The organism is Micromonospora violae (genome assembly GCF_004217135.1).
Lineage (GTDB): Bacteria > Actinomycetota > Actinomycetes > Mycobacteriales > Micromonosporaceae > Micromonospora > Micromonospora violae.
The window spans coordinates 4,675,369-4,692,132 of record NZ_SHKK01000001.1 but is presented as its reverse complement, the minus strand read 5'-3'; the positions used below and the strand labels follow the sequence as shown (position 1 = coordinate 4,692,132).

The 16,764-nt window shown below is 73.1% G+C and carries 12 protein-coding genes; 8 read left to right on the top strand and 4 right to left on the bottom strand.

The annotated features are described in order from the left end of the window. The first annotated feature begins 127 nt into the window (after nucleotides 1–127). The 5 genes from EV382_RS20835 to EV382_RS20815 all read left to right on the top strand — a co-directional run bounded on the left by EV382_RS20835 (nucleotide 128) and on the right by EV382_RS20815 (nucleotide 9,512). Nucleotides 128–3,661 (top strand): ATP-dependent helicase, encoded by a 3,534-nt coding sequence (locus EV382_RS20835; protein ID WP_130404371.1) that lies wholly within the window; start codon nucleotides 128–130, stop codon nucleotides 3,659–3,661. Between the two features lie 27 nt (nucleotides 3,662–3,688). Next, on the top strand, nucleotides 3,689–7,099 hold the full coding sequence (locus EV382_RS20830) for an ATP-dependent helicase (protein ID WP_130404369.1): 3,411 nt from the start codon (nucleotides 3,689–3,691) through the stop codon (nucleotides 7,097–7,099). A 226-nt stretch (nucleotides 7,100–7,325) separates the two neighbouring features. Continuing rightward, complete coding sequence (gene cspE, locus EV382_RS20825) at nucleotides 7,326–7,529, top strand: transcription antiterminator/RNA stability regulator CspE (RefSeq protein WP_007464836.1); 204 nt, start codon at nucleotides 7,326–7,328, stop codon at nucleotides 7,527–7,529. Nucleotides 7,530–7,750: 221 nt separating this feature from the next. Beyond that, complete coding sequence (locus EV382_RS20820; RefSeq protein ID WP_130404367.1) at nucleotides 7,751–9,064, top strand: DEAD/DEAH box helicase; 1,314 nt, start codon at nucleotides 7,751–7,753, stop codon at nucleotides 9,062–9,064. Nucleotides 9,065–9,311: 247 nt separating this feature from the next. After that, a complete protein-coding gene (locus tag EV382_RS20815; protein WP_130404365.1) occupies nucleotides 9,312–9,512 on the top strand; it encodes a hypothetical protein in 201 nt (66 codons plus the stop codon). Nucleotides 9,513–9,661: 149 nt separating this feature from the next. Here EV382_RS20815 and EV382_RS20810 read toward each other — a convergent pair whose 3' ends face one another. Genes EV382_RS20810 through EV382_RS20795 form a run of 4 tightly spaced genes read right to left on the bottom strand, consistent with a single transcriptional unit; the run spans nucleotide 9,662 to nucleotide 12,815 of the window. Continuing rightward, the gene (locus tag EV382_RS20810; protein ID WP_130404363.1) at nucleotides 9,662–10,099 is read right to left on the bottom strand and encodes an RrF2 family transcriptional regulator; all 438 of its coding nucleotides are present in this window, start codon (nucleotides 10,097–10,099) and stop codon (nucleotides 9,662–9,664) included. A 1-nt stretch (nucleotide 10,100) separates the two neighbouring features. Beyond that, a complete protein-coding gene (locus EV382_RS20805) occupies nucleotides 10,101–10,985 on the bottom strand; it encodes an ABC transporter permease (protein WP_130404361.1) in 885 nt (294 codons plus the stop codon). Further along, nucleotides 10,975–11,754 (bottom strand): ABC transporter ATP-binding protein, encoded by a 780-nt coding sequence (locus EV382_RS20800; RefSeq protein ID WP_130404359.1) that lies wholly within the window; start codon nucleotides 11,752–11,754, stop codon nucleotides 10,975–10,977. Before EV382_RS20800 ends, EV382_RS20805 begins: the two co-directional genes overlap by 11 nt. Next, complete coding sequence (locus EV382_RS20795) at nucleotides 11,751–12,815, bottom strand: ABC transporter substrate-binding protein (protein ID WP_130404357.1); 1,065 nt, start codon at nucleotides 12,813–12,815, stop codon at nucleotides 11,751–11,753. Before EV382_RS20795 ends, EV382_RS20800 begins: the two co-directional genes overlap by 4 nt. A 263-nt stretch (nucleotides 12,816–13,078) precedes the next feature. On the opposite strand from EV382_RS20795, the gene EV382_RS20790 reads away from it, so the two are divergent. The 3 genes from EV382_RS20790 to nudC are packed head-to-tail and all read left to right on the top strand — an operon-like array spanning nucleotide 13,079 to nucleotide 16,682. Next, complete coding sequence (locus tag EV382_RS20790) at nucleotides 13,079–14,389, top strand: M16 family metallopeptidase (RefSeq protein ID WP_130404355.1); 1,311 nt, start codon at nucleotides 13,079–13,081, stop codon at nucleotides 14,387–14,389. After that, nucleotides 14,386–15,726 carry a M16 family metallopeptidase gene (locus EV382_RS20785; protein WP_130404353.1) on the top strand — a complete coding sequence of 447 codons (1,341 nt, stop codon included), beginning with the start codon at nucleotides 14,386–14,388 and terminating at the stop codon, nucleotides 15,724–15,726. The genes EV382_RS20790 and EV382_RS20785 overlap by 4 nt, the downstream gene beginning before the upstream one ends. After that, nucleotides 15,723–16,682, top strand: coding sequence for an NAD(+) diphosphatase (gene nudC / locus EV382_RS20780; RefSeq protein ID WP_130404351.1), 960 nt, complete (start codon nucleotides 15,723–15,725; stop codon nucleotides 16,680–16,682). Before EV382_RS20785 ends, nudC begins: the two co-directional genes overlap by 4 nt. Nucleotides 16,683–16,764 lie beyond the last annotated feature (82 nt).

Here is a 16,764-nt window from a genome sequence, read left to right as displayed (position 1 = left end):
TGTTGATCATGAGGTTAGCGGCGCGGTCATCGGCGTGTCGCGCCGCTAACCTCATGATCAACGGAGTGGGCGGGGTGGGGGTTGGGGGTGGGGGGTTGGTGTCGTATTGGCGTGATGGGATGAGCTGATGCAGGCGTACCGGTTGGTGCGGCGGCCCGACGGGCCGGCGCGGGGAGACGGGAGCGTGCCGGGCGGCGGCACCCTGGTCGCCCGTGGCACCGTGCCCTCCGCCCCCAGCGCCCCGGCGGCCGGTGACGTCATCGGCAGTGGCTCGGCCGAGCGGGCCCACGGGGCGACCGCATCGCCCGCTTGGCGGGCCGACCCGGTGCAGGCCGAGGTGGTCGGCCACACCGACGGGCCGATGCTCGTGCTCGGCGGTCCGGGCACCGGCAAGACCAGCACGTTGGTCGAGGCGGTCGCCGCCCGGGTGGCCGAGGGGGTCGACCCCGAACGGATCCTCGTGCTGACCTTCGGCCGCCGCGGCGCCACCGCGCTACGGCAGCGCATCGAGGCCCGGATCGCGCAGGACGGCCACCGGGTGCTGCGTGAGCCGTTGGTGCGCACCTTCCCGGCGTACGCCTTCGGGCTGCTCCGCCGTGCCGCCGCCGAGCGGGGCGAACCGTCGCCCCGGCTGCTCACCGGTCCCGAGCAGGATCTGATCATCCGTGAGCTGCTGGATGTGGTGGGCGAGGAGCCCGAGGACGACCCGGTCGGCTGGCCGACCGACCTGCGCCCCGCCCTGCGGACCCGGGCTTTCGCCGGTCAGCTGCGTGACCTGCTCATGCGCGCCGCCGAACGCGGCGTGGGCCCGGTTGACCTGGCCCGGCTGGGCGAGAAGCTCGGCCGCGCCGACTGGCCGGCCGCCGCCCGCTTCCTCCGGGAGTACGTCGCCGTGCTCGCGCTGCGCGACGTCAGCAACCGGGGCTCCATCGCGTACGACCCGGCGGAGCTGGTCCGGGCGGCCACCGGGCTGCTGAGAGACGACGAGGAGCTGCTGGCCGCCGAGCGCCGCCGGCTCGCCCACGTCTACCTCGACGAGCTGGCCGACACCGACCCCGCCCAGCTGGAGTTGCTCTCGGTCATCGCGGGCGGGGGCAAGTCGCTGGTCGCGTTCGCCGACCCGGACTCCTCCACGTACGCCTTCCGGGGCGCCGACCCGGCCGGGGTGACCACGTTCCCGCACCGCTTCCGGACGGCGTCCGGAGCGCCGGCCGCGCAGGTGCTGTTGAACACGTCGTACCGGGCCGGGCCGGGTCTGCTCGCGGCGATCGCCCGGCTGGGTCGCCGGCTGCGGGGCCCGGCCGCGCACCGTCGGCTGCACCCACTGCCGGACGCGCCGCCCGGCGTGGTCGAGGTGCACACGTTCCGCTCGGCGACCAGCGAGGCTGCCTGGCTGGCCCACGCGCTGCGCTCCGCCCACCTGCTCGACGGCGTGCCCTGGTCCCGCATGGCGGTGCTGGTGCGGTCCACCGCGTTGCAGCTGCCCACCCTGCGCAGGGCGCTGCACGCTGCCGGCGTACCCACCGTGGTGCACGGGGAGGACCTGCCTCTGCACCTGCAACCGGCGGTCGCGCCGCTGCTGCTCCTGCTGCGCTGCGCGCTGGAGCCGGAACGACTCGACGAGGAGGCGGCCGTCGCGCTGCTGCACTCGCCGCTGGGCGGGGCCGACCCGCTGGCCGAGCGGCGGCTGCGGCAGGGCCTGCGTGCGCTTGCGTTGGCCGCCGGTGACCGGCGCCCCTCCGGGGAGCTGATCGTCGAGGCGCTGCGCGACCCGGAGGAGCTGGCTGGCATCGAGCGGCGCTGGGCGGAGCCGGCGCAGGCGGTGGCCGGGCTGCTGGCCATCGCACGGGAAGCCGCAGCCCGCCCGGGTTCGACCGCCGAGGACGTGCTCTGGGCCGTCTGGCACGCCAGTGGTCTCGCCGAGCGGTGGGCCGGCGCGATCAACCAGGGGCGTCCGGAGGCCGGCGAGGGTGACCTGGCCCGGCGTCGGCGGGCCGAGGCGGCCGACCGCGACCTGGACGCCGTGCTCGTCCTCTTCGACGCGGCGGCCCGGTTCACCGACCGGCTGCCCGGCGCCCGCACCGAGGTCTTCCTCGACCACGTGCTCGCCCAGGATCTGCCGGCCGACACCATCGCGCCGACCGCCGACCGGGGTGCGGCGGTACGCCTGCTCACCGCACATGCGGCGAAGGGCCTGGAATGGGACCTGGTCGCGGTGGCCGGCGTACAGGAGGGCATCTGGCCGGACCTGCGGCTGCGCGGCAGCCTGCTCGGCTCCGAGCGGCTGGTCGACGTGCTGGCCGGCCGGTCGGTCGACGGCGCGACCGCGGCGAACGTGGTGGGTCAGACCTCGGCGTTGCTGGACGAGGAGCGGCGACTCTTCCACGTCGCCATCAGTCGGGCCCGACACCGGCTGCTGGTCAGCGCCGTGGCATCGGCCGCTGTCGGCGGCGACGATCACGAGGAGCAGCCCAGCCGGTTCCTGCACGAGTTGGGCCCGAGCACGCCGCCGTCGAGCACCCCGCCGGCAGCGCCTGGTCCGCCGCCCGGCCCACGCACCGAGCCGTCCGCCGGCGGCGGCACCGGGAGCGCTGCGTCGGGTGAGTCCGACGACGAGGAGCCGGACCGCCCCGGGGCGCTGCCGGTGACCCGGCCACCCCGGGCGCTCACCCTGCCGGCGTTGGTCGCCGAACTGCGTACCGCCATCACCGACCCGGCCGCCGCGCCGGCCCGGCGGCGCGCGGCGGCGGCCGAACTGGCCCGGCTCGCCGCCGCCGGGGTGCCCGGTGCGCACCCCGACGACTGGTGGGGGTTGCGGGTGCTCTCCGACGACCGACCGCTCGTCGACGACGGAGAACCGGTGCGGGTCACCCCGTCCGCCATGGAGAGCGCGCTGCGGTGCAGCCTGCGCTGGCTGCTGGAACGCCACGGCGGCAGCGGCCCGACCAGCACGGCGCAGGGGGTGGGCAACCTGGTCCACGCCGCCGCGATGCTCGCCGAGGACGCCAGCGCGGACCGGGGCGCGCTGCTCGACTACGTGGCCGCCCGGTTCGACGCGATCGAGTTGGCGGCCCGGTGGATGGCAGGGCCGGAGCGGGCACGCGCCGAGGCGATGGTCGACAAGTTGCTGCGCTGGCTGGCCACCAATCCGCGTCGGTTGCTCGCCATCGAGCACGAGTTCGCCGTCCGCCTGGACGACCCGAACCGACCCGTAGACCTGACCGGTCGGGTCGACCGGTTGGAGGTCGACGAGGCCGGGCGACTCGTGGTGATCGACCTGAAGACCGGCAAGTCCACCGCTGTCACCGGCACCGACCTGGCCGAGCACCCCCAGCTCGGCGCCTACCAGGCGGCGGTGGAGGCGGGGGCGTTCGCCGAGTTCGGTGACGAGTCCGGGGGTGCCGCGCTGGTGCAGCTCGGGACGTCCGCCAAGGACGCCAGGGAGCAGAATCAGCCGGCGGCCAGCGAGGGGCCGGCGGCCGGCTGGGCGACCGCGCTGGTCCGACGGACCGCCGATACGATGGCAGCCGCCACGTTCGCCGCGGTGGCCAACTCGAAGTGCCGGGTCTGTCCGGTGCGCACCAGCTGCCCGGTCTCCGGGCAGGGGCGCCAGGTCGTCGAGCCGCCCACCGTCCGACGCACCCGTGAGGGCGAGGAGTGAGCCGGTGTTGCAGCCTGTGACGACACCGTGAGCCAGCCCACCCTGTTCGGTTCGGGTCCCGCGCCGACGCCCCGGCGCGCGGACTCCGGCCCCCGGTACACCCCGGTGGAGCTGGCCAAGCTGCTGCGGTTGCCGGCACCGACCCGGGAGCAGGCGGCGATCATCGCCGCCCCGGTGGAGCCGCTGCTGGTGGTCGCGGGCGCCGGGTCGGGAAAGACCGAGACGATGGCCGCGCGGGTGGTCTGGTTGGTGGCCAACTCGTACGTGCGGCCGGAGCAGATCCTCGGCCTGACCTTCACCCGGAAGGCGGCCGGCGAGCTGGCCCATCGGGTACGGACCCGGCTGGACCAGCTGATCCGCCGCGTCGGCCGGCAGGGGCGGGACCCGTTGGACGATCCGCTCGCGGGTGAGCCCACCGTCTCCACCTACCACTCGTACGCCGGGCGGATCGTCACCGAGCACGGGCTGCGGGCCGGCTACGAGCCGTCCACCCGGCTGCTCACCGAGGCGTCCCGCTGGCAGTTGGTCGACCTGCTGGTGCGCAACTACGACGGTGACATGTCCGAGGTGGACCGGATGCCGAGCACCATCACCGACGCGGTGCTGGCGCTCGCCGGGGAGTTGGACGAGCATCTGGTCGCGCCGGACGAGTTGGCGGCGTGGACCGGTCGGTTCTTCGCCGAGGTGCAGTCCCGGCCGGGTCGGGTCTACGCCGACGTGCGGAAGGCGCTCACCCTCCAGCAGACCCGGTTGCGTCTGCTGCCGCTGGTGCGGGCGTACGCGCGGCGCAAGGAGGATTTCGAGGCGATGGACTTCGCCGACCAGCTCGCCCGGGCGGCCCGGGTGGCCCGGGATCACCCCGCGGTCGGCGTGATCGAGCGGGACCGCTTCCGGGTGGTGCTGCTCGACGAGTACCAGGACACCAGCCATGCCCAGGTGGTGTTGCTGAACGCGCTGTTCGGTGGTGGGCATCCGGTGACCGCGGTGGGCGACCCGTGCCAGTCCATCTACGGCTGGCGGGGGGCCAGCGCGGGCACGCTGGACCGGTTCCCCTCCGAGTTCGCCCGCGCCGATGGTGAGCCAGCACGGGCGCTGGGGCTGACCACGAGTTGGCGCAACCGTCCGGAGATCCTCCGGGTGGCGAACGCGCTCTCCACGCCGCTGCGGGCGGCGGGTGCCCGGGTGCCGGAGCTGCGTTCCGCGCTGACCGTCCGGGATCCGATCCCGCACCGCAGCCCGAGTGGCGCGGCCGGCGGCACGGTGCACTGCGCCCTGCTGCCCACGTACGCCGACGAGGCCGACTGGATCGCCGACAGCGTGCTCGCCGCCTGGCGCGGGGCGGCCGGGATGCCGGGCGCTGCCCCGGAGCACATCCCGGTGGCGCAGCGCCCGACGACCGCCGTGCTGGTCCGGGTCCGCAGTCAGATCCCGGCGATCGAGTCGGCGCTGCGGGAGCGTGGCCTGCCGGTCGAGGTGGTCGGGCTGGGTGGCCTGCTGGACACTCCCGAGGTGCGCGACGTGGTCTGCACGCTGCGGGTGCTGGCCGACCCGACCGACGGTGCGGCGCTGCTGCGGTTGCTCACCGGTGCCCGTTGGCGGATCGGGCCGCGTGACCTGGTGGCGTTGCACCGACGGGCTCGGGGCATCGCGAACGCCCGGCGACAGGTGGCGGCCGACGAGGCTGCGGAGATCAGCCCGGATCTGCTGGACGAGGCGACCCTGGTGGAGGCGTTGGCCGACCTCGGGCCGGCGCAGGCGTACTCGGCGGAGGGGTTCGCGCGGCTGCGCGCGTACGGCCGGGAGTTGGCGCTGCTGCGTTACCGACTGGACCAGGCGTTGCCGGACCTGATCGCGGACATCGAGCGGACCATCGGCCTGGACGTGGAGGTCGCGGTGCGGGCCGGCCGGGACGGCGCTGGCGACGCGGGCCTGGCCCGGGGGCATCTGGACGCGCTCGGTGACGTGGCGGCCCGGTTCAGCGGGGAGACGCCCGGCGCGACCCTGTCCGGCTTCCTGTCCTACCTGGCCGCCGCGGAGGACGAGGAGCGTGGCCTGGCTCCGGGCGAGGTCGAGGTGGTGGAGGGCGCGGTGCAGGTGGTCACCGCGCACGCGGCCAAGGGCCTGGAGTGGGACGTGGTGGCGGTGGCCGGGCTCAGTCGTGGGCTGTGGCCGGGGCCGGTCCGCAACTCCGACCACTGGCTGGGCGGGCTGGGTGTGCTGCCGTTCCCGCTGCGTGGCGACGCCGACGGGCTGCCCGAGTTGGCGCTCGACGAGGCGGGGGACCAGCGGGCCGTGGCGCGGGCGGTGACCGACTTCACCGACGCGTGGCGGGCTCACGACGAGCGGGAGGAGCGCCGGCTGACGTACGTGGCGGTGACCCGGCCGCGCCGCCTGCTGCTCTGCTCCGGTTACTGGTGGGGGGAGGGCACGAAGCGGCCGCGAGGTCCGTCGGTCTTCCTGCGGGAGGTGTACGACGCCTGCCTCGACGGCGGGCCGGGGCACCTGATCGACGCGTGGGCACCGGAGCCGACGCCGGACGCGACGAACCCGACGGCCGAGGTGGTGCTCCGCGCGGAGTGGCCGGCGGACCCGCTGGGCGGTCGCCGGCCGGCGTTGGCCGAGGCGGCCGCGCTGGTACGTCGCCTGATGGCCGACGGGCCGGCGTCGGCGCTCCCGGGGCCGGTCGGGCCGGTGCCGCCGGTCGGTTCGACGGTCGGGCCGGTCGAGCCGGAGGTGGATCCGGAGGTGGCGCGCTGGCAACGCGAGGCGGACCTGCTGTTGGCCGAGCGCGCCGAGCTGACTCGGCTCTCCGGTGCGGTCGAGGTGGCTCTGCCCGGGCAGTTGAGCGTCACCCAGTTGGTCGCGCTGCGGCGAGATCCGGCGGCGCTGGCCCGTACGCTGCGTCGCCCGGTGCCGGCGGAACCCAACCCGTACGCCCGTCGCGGCACCGCCTTCCACGCCTGGCTGGAGCAGCGCTTCGGTGCCGACCGGCTGCTGGACCTGGACGAGCTGCCGGGCGCGGCCGACGCCGATGCGGCACCGGACGAGGCTCTGGTCGAGCTTCAGGAGCGGTTCCTGGCCAGCGAGTGGGCCGACCGGTCGCCGGTGGAGGTGGAGGTGCCGTTCGCCACGGTGATCGCTTCAGTGGTGGTGCGGGGTCGGATGGACGCGGTCTTCGCCCGGCCGGGTGGTCGGTTCGACGTGGTCGACTGGAAGACCGGCGCGCAGCCGACCGGGCCGGCGGCCGAGGTGGCCGCCGTGCAGCTGGCCGTGTACCGGCTGGCCTGGGCGGAGCTGGCCGGCGTGCCGGTCGACCGGGTGGGCGCGGCGTTCCACTACGTCCGCCACGGGGTGACCGTCCGCCCGGCCGACCTGCTGGATGTGACCGGGCTCACCGCCATGATCACCCAGTTGCCCGAGGATTCTGCCCATCATTGACCACTGCGGGGAAAACCGTGGTAGGTTGACCGGGTTGCAGTTTTGGTTACCAGAGACTCTGTGTGCGCCTGGCGGGATTGTGGCCCCAGGCGCTCTTTGTTGTGTCCGGAGTTCTCCGGGCGGGGCGACCAGAAGCGACAGGCGATTCGCGCATCCCCGCGCGGAGCGCTCCTCTTCGGGCACGCAACACGTGCGTGTCCGACGTTCCGTCAAGGAGACGAAACACATGGCAATTGGCACCGTGAAGTGGTTCAACGCTGACAAGGGCTTCGGCTTCATCACCCCGGACGGCGGCGGCGCCGACGTTTTCGCTCACTTCTCGGCGATCCAGTCCTCCGGCTACCGGAGCCTGGACGAGAACCAGCGGGTCGAGTTCGAGGTTACCCAGGGCCAGAAGGGCCCGCAGGCGGAGAACATCCGCCCGCTCTGATCTTCGGATCGGTCAGCATTACCTGTCGCGCCCTCCGGGTGTGACGGTGACGGGACCGGCCCGCCCCGCTGCCGCCTGCTGAGGTAGGCGGCGGCCCGGCGGCGGGCCGGCCTGTACTCCCTTCGGTTCGTGCTTGTGAGTCCTGGCGGCCTCATCCGCTGGTGACAGCGCCGACGTCGGCGCCCTCCCTCGACACGTGCCGCGTCGAGGAAGGCTTTCGCATGACCACAGTTATTCCTTCGTTCGCTCATACCGGTCTGGCGCCGGCGCTGCTCACCGCGCTGACCGCGCAGGGCATCACCGAGCCGTTCCCGATCCAGTCGGCGACGCTGCCCGACTCGCTCGCCGGCCGGGACGTGTTGGGCCGGGGTCGTACCGGCTCTGGCAAGACCCTCGCCTTCGGGCTTCCGCTGCTGTCCCGCACCGCCGGCCGTAAGGCGCGGCCGGGTCGCCCGCTGGCCCTGGTGCTGGTGCCGACCCGCGAGCTGGCTCAGCAGGTCACCACCGCACTGGCCCCGTACGCCCGCGCCGTCGGGCTGCGCTGCGCCACCGTCGTCGGCGGGTTGTCGTTGCAGCGGCAGGCGGACGCCCTGCGCGCCGGCGCCGAGGTGGTCGTGGCCACCCCCGGCCGGCTGCACGACCTGATCAACCGTGGCGATGCCCGGCTCGACCAGGTCGAGATCACCGTGCTCGACGAGGCCGACCAGATGGCCGACATGGGTTTCCTTCCGCAGGTCACCAAGCTGCTGGAGCAGGTCGCGCCGCAGGGGCAGCGGATGCTCTTCTCGGCGACCCTGGACGGCGGCGTGGACCGGCTGGTCCGCCGCTTCCTGAGCAACCCGGTCACCCACTCGGTGGACCCGGGCACCGCGACGGTCACCGCGATGACCCACCACGTGCTGCACGTCGACGCCGCGGACAAGCCCGACGCGCTGACCCGGATCGCCGCCCGTGAGGGCCGCACCATCCTGTTCATGGGCACCAAGCACCGCGCCGACCGGCTGGCCCGTCAGCTGCTCTCCAAGGGCGTACGCGCGGCCGCGCTGCACGGCGGCAAGTCCCAGCCGCAGCGCACCCGGATCCTGGAGCAGTTCCGCAACGGTCAGGTGACCGCCCTGGTCGCCACCGATGTGGCGGCCCGTGGCATCCACGTGGATGGCCTGGACATGGTGGTCAACGTGGACCCGCCGACCGAGGCGAAGGACTACCTGCACCGGGGCGGCCGTACCGCCCGGGCCGGTGAGTCCGGTTCGGTGGTCACCCTGGTCCTGCCGGAGCAGCGCCGGGACGTGTCCCGGTTGATGGCCACCGCCGGCATCCGGCCCGAGTCGGTCCAGGTGCGTCCGGGTGACGGGGCGTTGGCCCGGGTGACCGGTGCCCGCGAGCCGTCCGGTGTGCCGGTGACCATCGTCGCTCCGCCGGCGCCCGCTTCCCGGGGTCGTGCGACCGGGGGCGCGTCCACCGAGGGTGGCGCCCGGTCGGCGCACCGCGCGTCGGGCCGGTCCCGCCGCCCGCGTCGCCCGCGTACCGTCTGATTCTTCTGTGCGTCGACCGACCCGTCCCGCTTCGGCGGGGCGGGTCGGTTGTGTCTGCGCGGTTCTTCCTGGCCGGTCGGCGGTCCGTGCGGCCCGACCGGTCAGCCGGTCGCGCTGCGCGGTCCAGTCTGCTGAGTCGGTAATCAGCCTCGGCTGGGTCGGCTGGCCGACTGCGCTCCGGCTGGTCGTGGTCGAGGCTGACCGACGGGGGATGTCGGGCGGGGGGCCCGACACGGGAGGGGTGACCATGGCGGGCGAAGCCGGCTCGGGCGCACTGCGTGAACTGATCCTGGTGGTCGCGGTCGCGCTCGCCGGGCTGCTGCTCGCCATGGTTGCGGCCTTCGCGCCCTGGCACGCCACCCCGGTGGGTAACGCTCCCGCCGGCCTGGTGGAGCTGCACAGTCCTGGCGACCCGGGCTTCGGCCCGGCGACCGCACACGTGGGCTGAGCAGCGACCGGCCTACCGGTGCCGGCGGAGGGGCAGGCCCGGTCAGGATCGGTACGAGGTGTGGTCGGGTCGGCGGGGCACCGACCCGACCACATCGCCTCCGCGTTGCGACACTCCCACCTGGGCGGCGCGCTGGCGCTGCCCGGACCTCACGAGCTGGTGGGGGCGTGGGTGAGCAGGTCGGCCAGCGTGGTGCTGTCGACCACCGTGGCGATCGCCCCGTGCACCGCCAGCCAGACGTCGGTGAGCCCCGCGGCCACCCCGTGGTAGCCGGCCCGCTCGGCCGGCAGACCCCGAACCGTCGTGAGCGATCCGCCGACCGCGCGCAGCACGTCTCCGACGGTGATCTCGTCGGCTGGGCGGGTCAACGCGTAGCCGCCGTCGGCTCCGCGATGGCTGTGCAGCAGACCGGCCCGGCGCAGGTCGAGCAGGATGCCCTGCAGGAAGCTGAGCGGAATGTCCTGCACCTCGGCCAGGCTGGCCGCCTTCACCAATTCGCCGGCCTGGTCGCCGTCGCCGCCACCACCGGCGGCGGCGACGGCGAGCATCGCCCGGAGCGCGTAGTCGCTGCGCGCGGAGACGAACACGTCACTGACCAGCCTGGTCCAGTACGCCCCAGCGGCGTCGGATCGCCGTGTCGGCCGCGCCGAACGCGGCGTCCACGACCAGGCCGACGACCAGGATGACGATCATCGTGGAGAGCAGCCAGGGTGCGTCGGACAACTCGCGGGAGTAGGTGAGCTGGGCACCGAGCGAGGTCTGCGAGATGCCGACCACGAGCAGCTCACCGGCCATCAGGCTGCGCCAGGAGAACGCCCAGCCCTGCTTGAGCCCGGCCACGATCGCCGGCAGGGCGGCCGGTGCGATGACGTACCGGTAGAGGTTGAGCCCGCGGGCGCCCAGGTTGCGGCCGGCGCGCAGCAGCAGCGGCGGCACATAGTCCACCCCGGAGATCACCCCGTTGGCGATGGACGGTGCCGCACCGAGCACCACCACGAAGAAGATCGCCTTCTCGCTCAACTCGAAGAGCAGGATGGCCAGCGGGAACCAGGCGATCGACGGCATCGTCTGCAACGCGGTGATCATCGAGCCGATGGCGGCGCGTAGCACCGTGGACCGGGCCACCGCGAGGCCCAGCAGCAGGCCGACGGCGACCGAGAACACGTACCCGACGGCGGCCCGTTGCAGCGTGGTGAGCAGGCCGTCCCAGAGCTGTGGGCCCTGCGCCTGGGTGATCAGCTCGCGGCCGACCTCCAGCGGCCCGGGCAGCGAGTACGGCGGCTTCCAGCCCGTCCAGACCACGATCTGCCAGGCGGCGATGGCGATGGTCAGCGCGGCGACCTTGGGCCAGGTGGCCGCCCAGAGGCGGGCGCCCCGGGAGACCTCCTTGTCCCGGCCGGCGATCTCCAGCGCGTCGAGGCCGGTGATCTCCGCGTCGGTACGCGCCGAACTGGTGAGGGTGTCACTGGCCATGGCGGCCCACCTCCGTACGGAGCCGCTCGGTGACCTCGGCGGCGATGGCGGCGACCTCGGGGGAGTCGATCCGCCGCGGGCGCGGGATGTTCACCTCGGTGGAGTAGATGATCCGGCCGGGTCGGCTGGAGAGCAGGATGATCCGGTCGGCCAGCCGGGCCGCCTCGCGGACGTTGTGCGTCACGAAGAGCACCGAGAGGTTGCGCTCGGACCAGATCCGTTCCAGCTCGTCGTGCAGGATGTCCCGGGTCATCGCGTCCAGAGCGCCGAACGGTTCGTCCATCAGCAGCACCGGAGTGTCCAGGGCCAGCGTGCGGGCCAGCGCGACGCGCTGCCGCATGCCACCGGAGAGCTCGTGCGGGCGCTTGCGGCCGAAGTCGGCCAGGTGCACCGTCCGCAGCAGCTCGGCCACCCGTTCGCGGCGTCGGGTCCGGGGGAGCCCGCGCAGCTTGAGGGGAACCTCCACGTTGGCGTCGACGGTCAGCCACGGAAAGAGCGCCGGCTCCTGGAACATCAGGCCCGGGTTGGCGTCGCCGGCCAGGGTGATCTGCCCACCGCTGACCCGGTCCAGCCCGGCCACCAGGTTGAGCAGCGTGCTCTTGCCGCAGCCGGACGCGCCGACCAGACAGACGAACTCGCCGGGTGCGACGTCCAGCGACACGCCGTCCAGGGCCAGGACTGCGCTCGCGCCACGTCCGTACACCTTGGTCACGCCGGAGAGCGCGACCGCGGTGGTCGCGCTCTGCGGCGTCGTCGTGGTCGACGTCATGGCTGGACGACCTCGGGCTTGCCGGCGGCCTTGAGTGAGTTGTTGAGGTACTTCAGGTCGTACAGGCCGTTGAGGTCCACCGGCTCGGTCAGGCCGACGTCGACGGCGTGGTCGAGCCCGGCCTTCAGGGAGGACGGGATCGGGTCGTTGGTGAACTCCAACGTCGGCCACGCCTGCTTGATCAGCTTCAGGTCCAGCGGCTTGCCGGTGATCTTGCCGAGCGCGTCGGAGATGGCCTGCTGCGCCTCGTCCGGCTTGGTGTTGACGAACTCGTTGGCGGCCACCTGAGCGTCGACCAGCTTCTGCACCACGTCCGGGTGCGCCTTGAGGAACTTCGTGCTGACCAGCAGGTTGGTGATGACGAACTTCTTGTCCGGCCACAGGTCGCGCTCGTCGACCAGCACCTTGCCGCCGGCGTTGATCAGGCGGGAGACGAACGGCTCGGGCACCCAGGCGCCGTCGATCGCGCCGCTGGTGAACGTCTCCACCGTCTGGGCGTTCTCCTGCGGCACGATCTTGACGTCGCCGCCGCCCTCCTTGGTGGTGGTGAGGCCCTGCTGCTTGAGCCAGTACCGGATCGCCACGTCCTGGGTGTTGCCCAACTGCGGGGTGGAGATCTTCTTGCCCTTCAGGCTCTGCGCATCAGTGATGCCGGGCTTGACGACCAGTGCCACGCCGCCGGAGGCCGCGCCGGAGATGACCCGGACGGCCTCCCCCTTGGACTTGGAGAAGGCGTTGACGGTCGGGTTCGGGCCGATGTAGGTGGCGTCCAGCGCGCCGGAGAAGATGGCCTCGATGGCGGCCGGGCCGGCGTTGAAGGTCTTCGGGTCCAGCTTGACGTCGCTGCCGAGCTTCTCCGCGAAGATGCCCTTCTCCACACCGACGACCGCCGGCGCGTGGGTGATGTTGGGGAAGTAGCCGAGGCGCAGCGTCACCGGGCCGGAGCTGCCGCCAGTGCCGTCGCTGTCGTCGCCGCACGCGGCGGTGCTGCCCAGGGTCGCCGCGCCGAGGGCGGCGAGGGTGGCCAGGGTGACCAACCGGCGCAGGGGGAGCCGTCTCATCGTCCATCCAATCCGCAGTATTCCTACTTAGTTGGTAGGAAGACTGGGTCAGGCTGCCGCCAGCGTCAAGGCCCATCCACATGGCGGGATGGCACGTCTCAGTTATGTCGGTATTTCCTACCAGCTTGCTAGGGGAGCCGGCATTCGCTGACCGGCAGAGAGGCGGGTCGGCACCGAGGTGCTGCCCGTGGTGGCGGCCCCGGTGGCGGTGGCTCCGGGAAGGTCGCGGGTGGCCGCCCTGCCGACGCGCTAGGGTCAACTCCGTGGCGGCGCGGAGATCCAGAATTCCAGCGACGAAGTATCCGGTCGAGCAGTTCACCCTCGACAACGGCCTGCGGGTGGTGCTCACCCCCGACCGCAGCGCCCCGGTGATCGGGGTGGCGGTGGTCTACGACGTCGGCATCCGTTCCGAGCCGGAGGGGCGCACCGGCTTCGCCCACCTCTTCGAGCACCTGATGTTCCAGGGCTCGGAGAACCTGGAGAAGCTGGCTCACTTCCGGCACGTGCAGGGTGCGGGCGGCACCTTCAACGGCTCCACTCACCTGGACTACACCGACTACTTCGAGACGCTGCCGAGCAACGCGCTGGAACGCGCGCTGTTCCTGGAGGCGGACCGGATGCGCGGCCCCCGGCTGACCGAGGAGAACCTGCGCAACCAGGTCGACGTGGTCAAGGAAGAGATCCGGGTCAACGTCCTCAACCGGCCGTACGGCGGTTTCCCCTGGCTGACCCTGCCGCCGGTCATGTTCGACACGTTCCCGAACGCGCACGACGGCTACGGCTCCTTCGACGACCTGGAGTCGGCGACCGTGGCCGACGCCGCGGACTTCTTCCGCCGCTACTACGCCAGCGGCAACGCGGTCCTGGCCGTCAGCGGGGACATCGACGTGGCCGAGGCGACCGAGCTGGTCAACCGGCACTTCGGCGACGTGCCGAGCCGGCCGGCACCGCAACGGCCCGACTTCACCGAGCCCGACCTGAGCGCCGAGCGGCGTACCTCGTACACCGATGCCCTGGCGCCGCTGCCGGCGGTGGCCGGCGCCTGGCGCGTGCCCGACCCGGTCACCGACTTCGCCGGCTACCTGCCGTACGTGGTGCTCGCCGAGGTCCTCACCGACGGCGACGCGTCGCGGCTGGTCGAGCGACTGGTACAGCGGGACCGCATGGTGACCACCCTCGGCGGATACCTCGGTTTCATGGGCGACCCGTTCGACGTCCGCGATCCCACCGCGCTGCTGTTGCAGGCGCACCTGCCGCCCGGGGGTGATGTGGACAAGGTGCTGCGCACCATCGACGAGGAGTTGGATCGGCTGGCCACCGACGGGCTGACCGACGGTGAGCTGGCCCGCACCCAGGCCCGGATGGCGACCCACCTGCTGCGCGACACCGACGCGGTGCTCGGTCGGGCGCTGCGGATGGCCGTGCTGGAGCAGCAGCGCGGCGAACCGGGCCTGCTCAACGAGTTGCCCCGGCTGGTCGGGGAGGTCACCGATGAGCAGGTCCGGGCCGCCGCGGCCACCCTGCGCCCGGAGCGTCGGGCGGCCATCGAGGTCATCCCGGGAGGTGCCCGATGACCGGGACTGTGGCGGCCGCGCCGCGCACGCTTCCCCCGTTGGGTCCGACCCGCAAGCTCAAGGTGCCCAAGCAGGCGGAGCGGACGCTGCGCAACGGTCTCACCGTGATCGCCGTACGTCGGCCGGCCGTGCCCCTGGTCGAGCTGCGGCTCTGGGTGCCGTTCGGCCGGGTGCACCTGGCCCGTGGCGCGATGCTCTCGCAGACCATGCTCTCCGGCACCGGGTCGATGACCAGCGTGCAGATTGCCGCCGAGTTGCAGAAGGTCGGCGGCGGGCTCTCCGCGGGCGTCGACCCGGACCGGTTGATGGTCTCCGGCGCCGGCCTGGTCACCGGTCTTGACCGGATGCTGGAGTTGTTGGCCGAGGTGCTGACCGGTGCCAGCTACCCCAGCGACGAGGTGGCCAACGAGCGGGACCGGCTGGTCGACCGGATCCAGGTGGCACAGAGCCAACCGGCGCATCTGGCCCGCGAGGCGCTGCTGAAGCGGATCTACGGCCGGCACCCGTACGCGACGCAGACGCCGGAGCCGGGGCAGATCCGCGCCGTCCGACCGGCGGCGCTGCGGGCCCTGCACGCGGAGCGGGTCCACCCGACCGGCGCGCAGTTGGTGCTGGTGGGCGACGTGCAGCCGGAGAAGGCACTGGACGCGGCCGAGCGGGCGCTCGGCGGCTGGTCCGGTGCGGGGCGGACGGCCGAGTTGCCGGCGACCCCGCCGTTGGAGCCGGGGCCGCTGCTGCTGGTCGACCGGCCGGGCTCGGTGCAGTCGTCGCTGCGGATCGCGCTGCCGGCGGTGTCCCGCACCGACCCGGACCACGCCCCGCTGCAACTCGCCAACCTGATCTTCGGTGGCTACTTCTCCTCCCGGTGGGTGGAGAACATCCGCGAGGACAAGGGCTACACGTACGGCCCGCACTCGGTGATCGAGCATTCCGTCGCCGGCTCGGTGTTGGTCGCCGCCGCCGAGGTGGCCACCGAGGTCACCGGTCCGGCGCTGCTGGAGACGACGTACGAGCTGGGTCGGTTGGCGTCGCTGCCACCGAAGCCCGAGGAGTTGGAGCAGGCCCGCCAGTACGCCCTGGGCACCCTCCAGCTCGGCATGTCCACCCAGGCCGGGCTGGCGGCGTTGACCAGCGCGTACGCGGGCAACGGTCTGCGCCTGGACTTCCTCGCCGAGTACGCGGCGAGGTTGGCGAAGGCGAGTGTCGACGATGTCGCGCAGGCTGCGGCCCGGTACCTGGCACCGGCCCGGGCGGCGATGGTGGTGCTGGGCGACGCGGAGCGGGTCGCCCCGGGCCTGGCCGCGTTGACCACGGTGCACACCGAGTCACCAGCGTGAGTGGGGAGGCGGCGCCGCCATTGGCGCGGTCGACGCTGGACCGGGCGGCACACCGGCGGGGTGACTCCCAGTGGTTGACCGAGGCATGGTTGCGGGCCCGGGTGTTGCTGATCGATTCGACCGACGAGGGTCGGACGCTGGCCCGCACCGAGACGTCGCCTCCGACGTTGGTGCTGTTCCGGGCAGGCGACGTGCCCGCCGGGTCCGAGTCGATGGCGATGTTCCTGGGTGTCGAGCCGGACGGGGTGCCGGTCTTCGCGGTCGACGCGCCGCTGCCGACCATCCCGGGGACCCGTGCGGTCCACCTCCGCGAGGTGGGCCACCTGCTCGCCGACCGGGAGGCCGGCATCTTCACCACCGCGCTGGCACTGGTCAACTGGCACACCCGCCACGGTTACTCGACGAGCACCGGGGCGCCGACCGCGATGGACGAGGCCGGTTGGTCCCGGGTGGACCGCAACGGTGGGCGGATCTGGCCGCGTACCGACCCGGCGATGATCGTGCTCGTCCACGACGGGGTGGACGGTCCGGACGGCCGGTGCCTGCTCGGCAACAACGCCAGCTGGCAGGGCACGCCGGGTGGTCGTCGCTACTCCTGCCTGGCCGGCTATGTGGAGCCGGGCGAGTCGGCGGAGGCGGCCGTGCTGCGTGAGGTCCGCGAGGAGGTGGGCATCGGGGTCGAGCACATCGGGTACGTGGGCAGCCAGGCCTGGCCGTTCCCCGGCTCGCTGATGCTGGGCTTCCTGGCCATCGCGAACCCGACCGAGCCGGTGCGGGTCGATCCGTCCGAGATCGCGTACGCCCGGTGGTTCTCCCGGCGGGAGATCGGGGGGGCATTGGCCGGGCAGACGGTGGACGTGGGCGACGGGGCCCGGCTGATCCTGCCGCCTCCGTCGTCGATCGCGTTGTTCCTCATTCACCGCTGGCTGGATGGCTGGGTGGACGCCGACCGCTGAGCACGGTCCCGGCCCGTGGCCGCCGTTGCCGCGGCGGTCACGGGCCGGGAACACGGGCCGTCGTGGTCGGTGGGTGCGGGAT

Excerpts from the sequence above, each read along its gene's own strand:
- EV382_RS20835 (WP_130404371.1), top strand. The coding sequence starts at position 128 with ATGCAGGCGTACCGGTTGGTGCGGCGGCCCGACGGGCCGGCGCGGGGA.
- cspE (WP_007464836.1), top strand. The coding sequence starts at position 7,326 with ATGGCAATTGGCACCGTGAAGTGGTTCAACGCTGACAAGGGCTTCGGC.
- EV382_RS20820 (WP_130404367.1), top strand. The coding sequence starts at position 7,751 with ATGACCACAGTTATTCCTTCGTTCGCTCATACCGGTCTGGCGCCGGCG.
- EV382_RS20815 (WP_130404365.1), top strand. The coding sequence starts at position 9,312 with ATGGCGGGCGAAGCCGGCTCGGGCGCACTGCGTGAACTGATCCTGGTG.
- EV382_RS20805 (WP_130404361.1), bottom strand. The coding sequence starts at position 10,985 with ATGGCCAGTGACACCCTCACCAGTTCGGCGCGTACCGACGCGGAGATC.
- EV382_RS20800 (WP_130404359.1), bottom strand. The coding sequence starts at position 11,754 with ATGACGTCGACCACGACGACGCCGCAGAGCGCGACCACCGCGGTCGCG.
- EV382_RS20795 (WP_130404357.1), bottom strand. The coding sequence starts at position 12,815 with ATGAGACGGCTCCCCCTGCGCCGGTTGGTCACCCTGGCCACCCTCGCC.
- EV382_RS20785 (WP_130404353.1), top strand. The coding sequence starts at position 14,386 with ATGACCGGGACTGTGGCGGCCGCGCCGCGCACGCTTCCCCCGTTGGGT.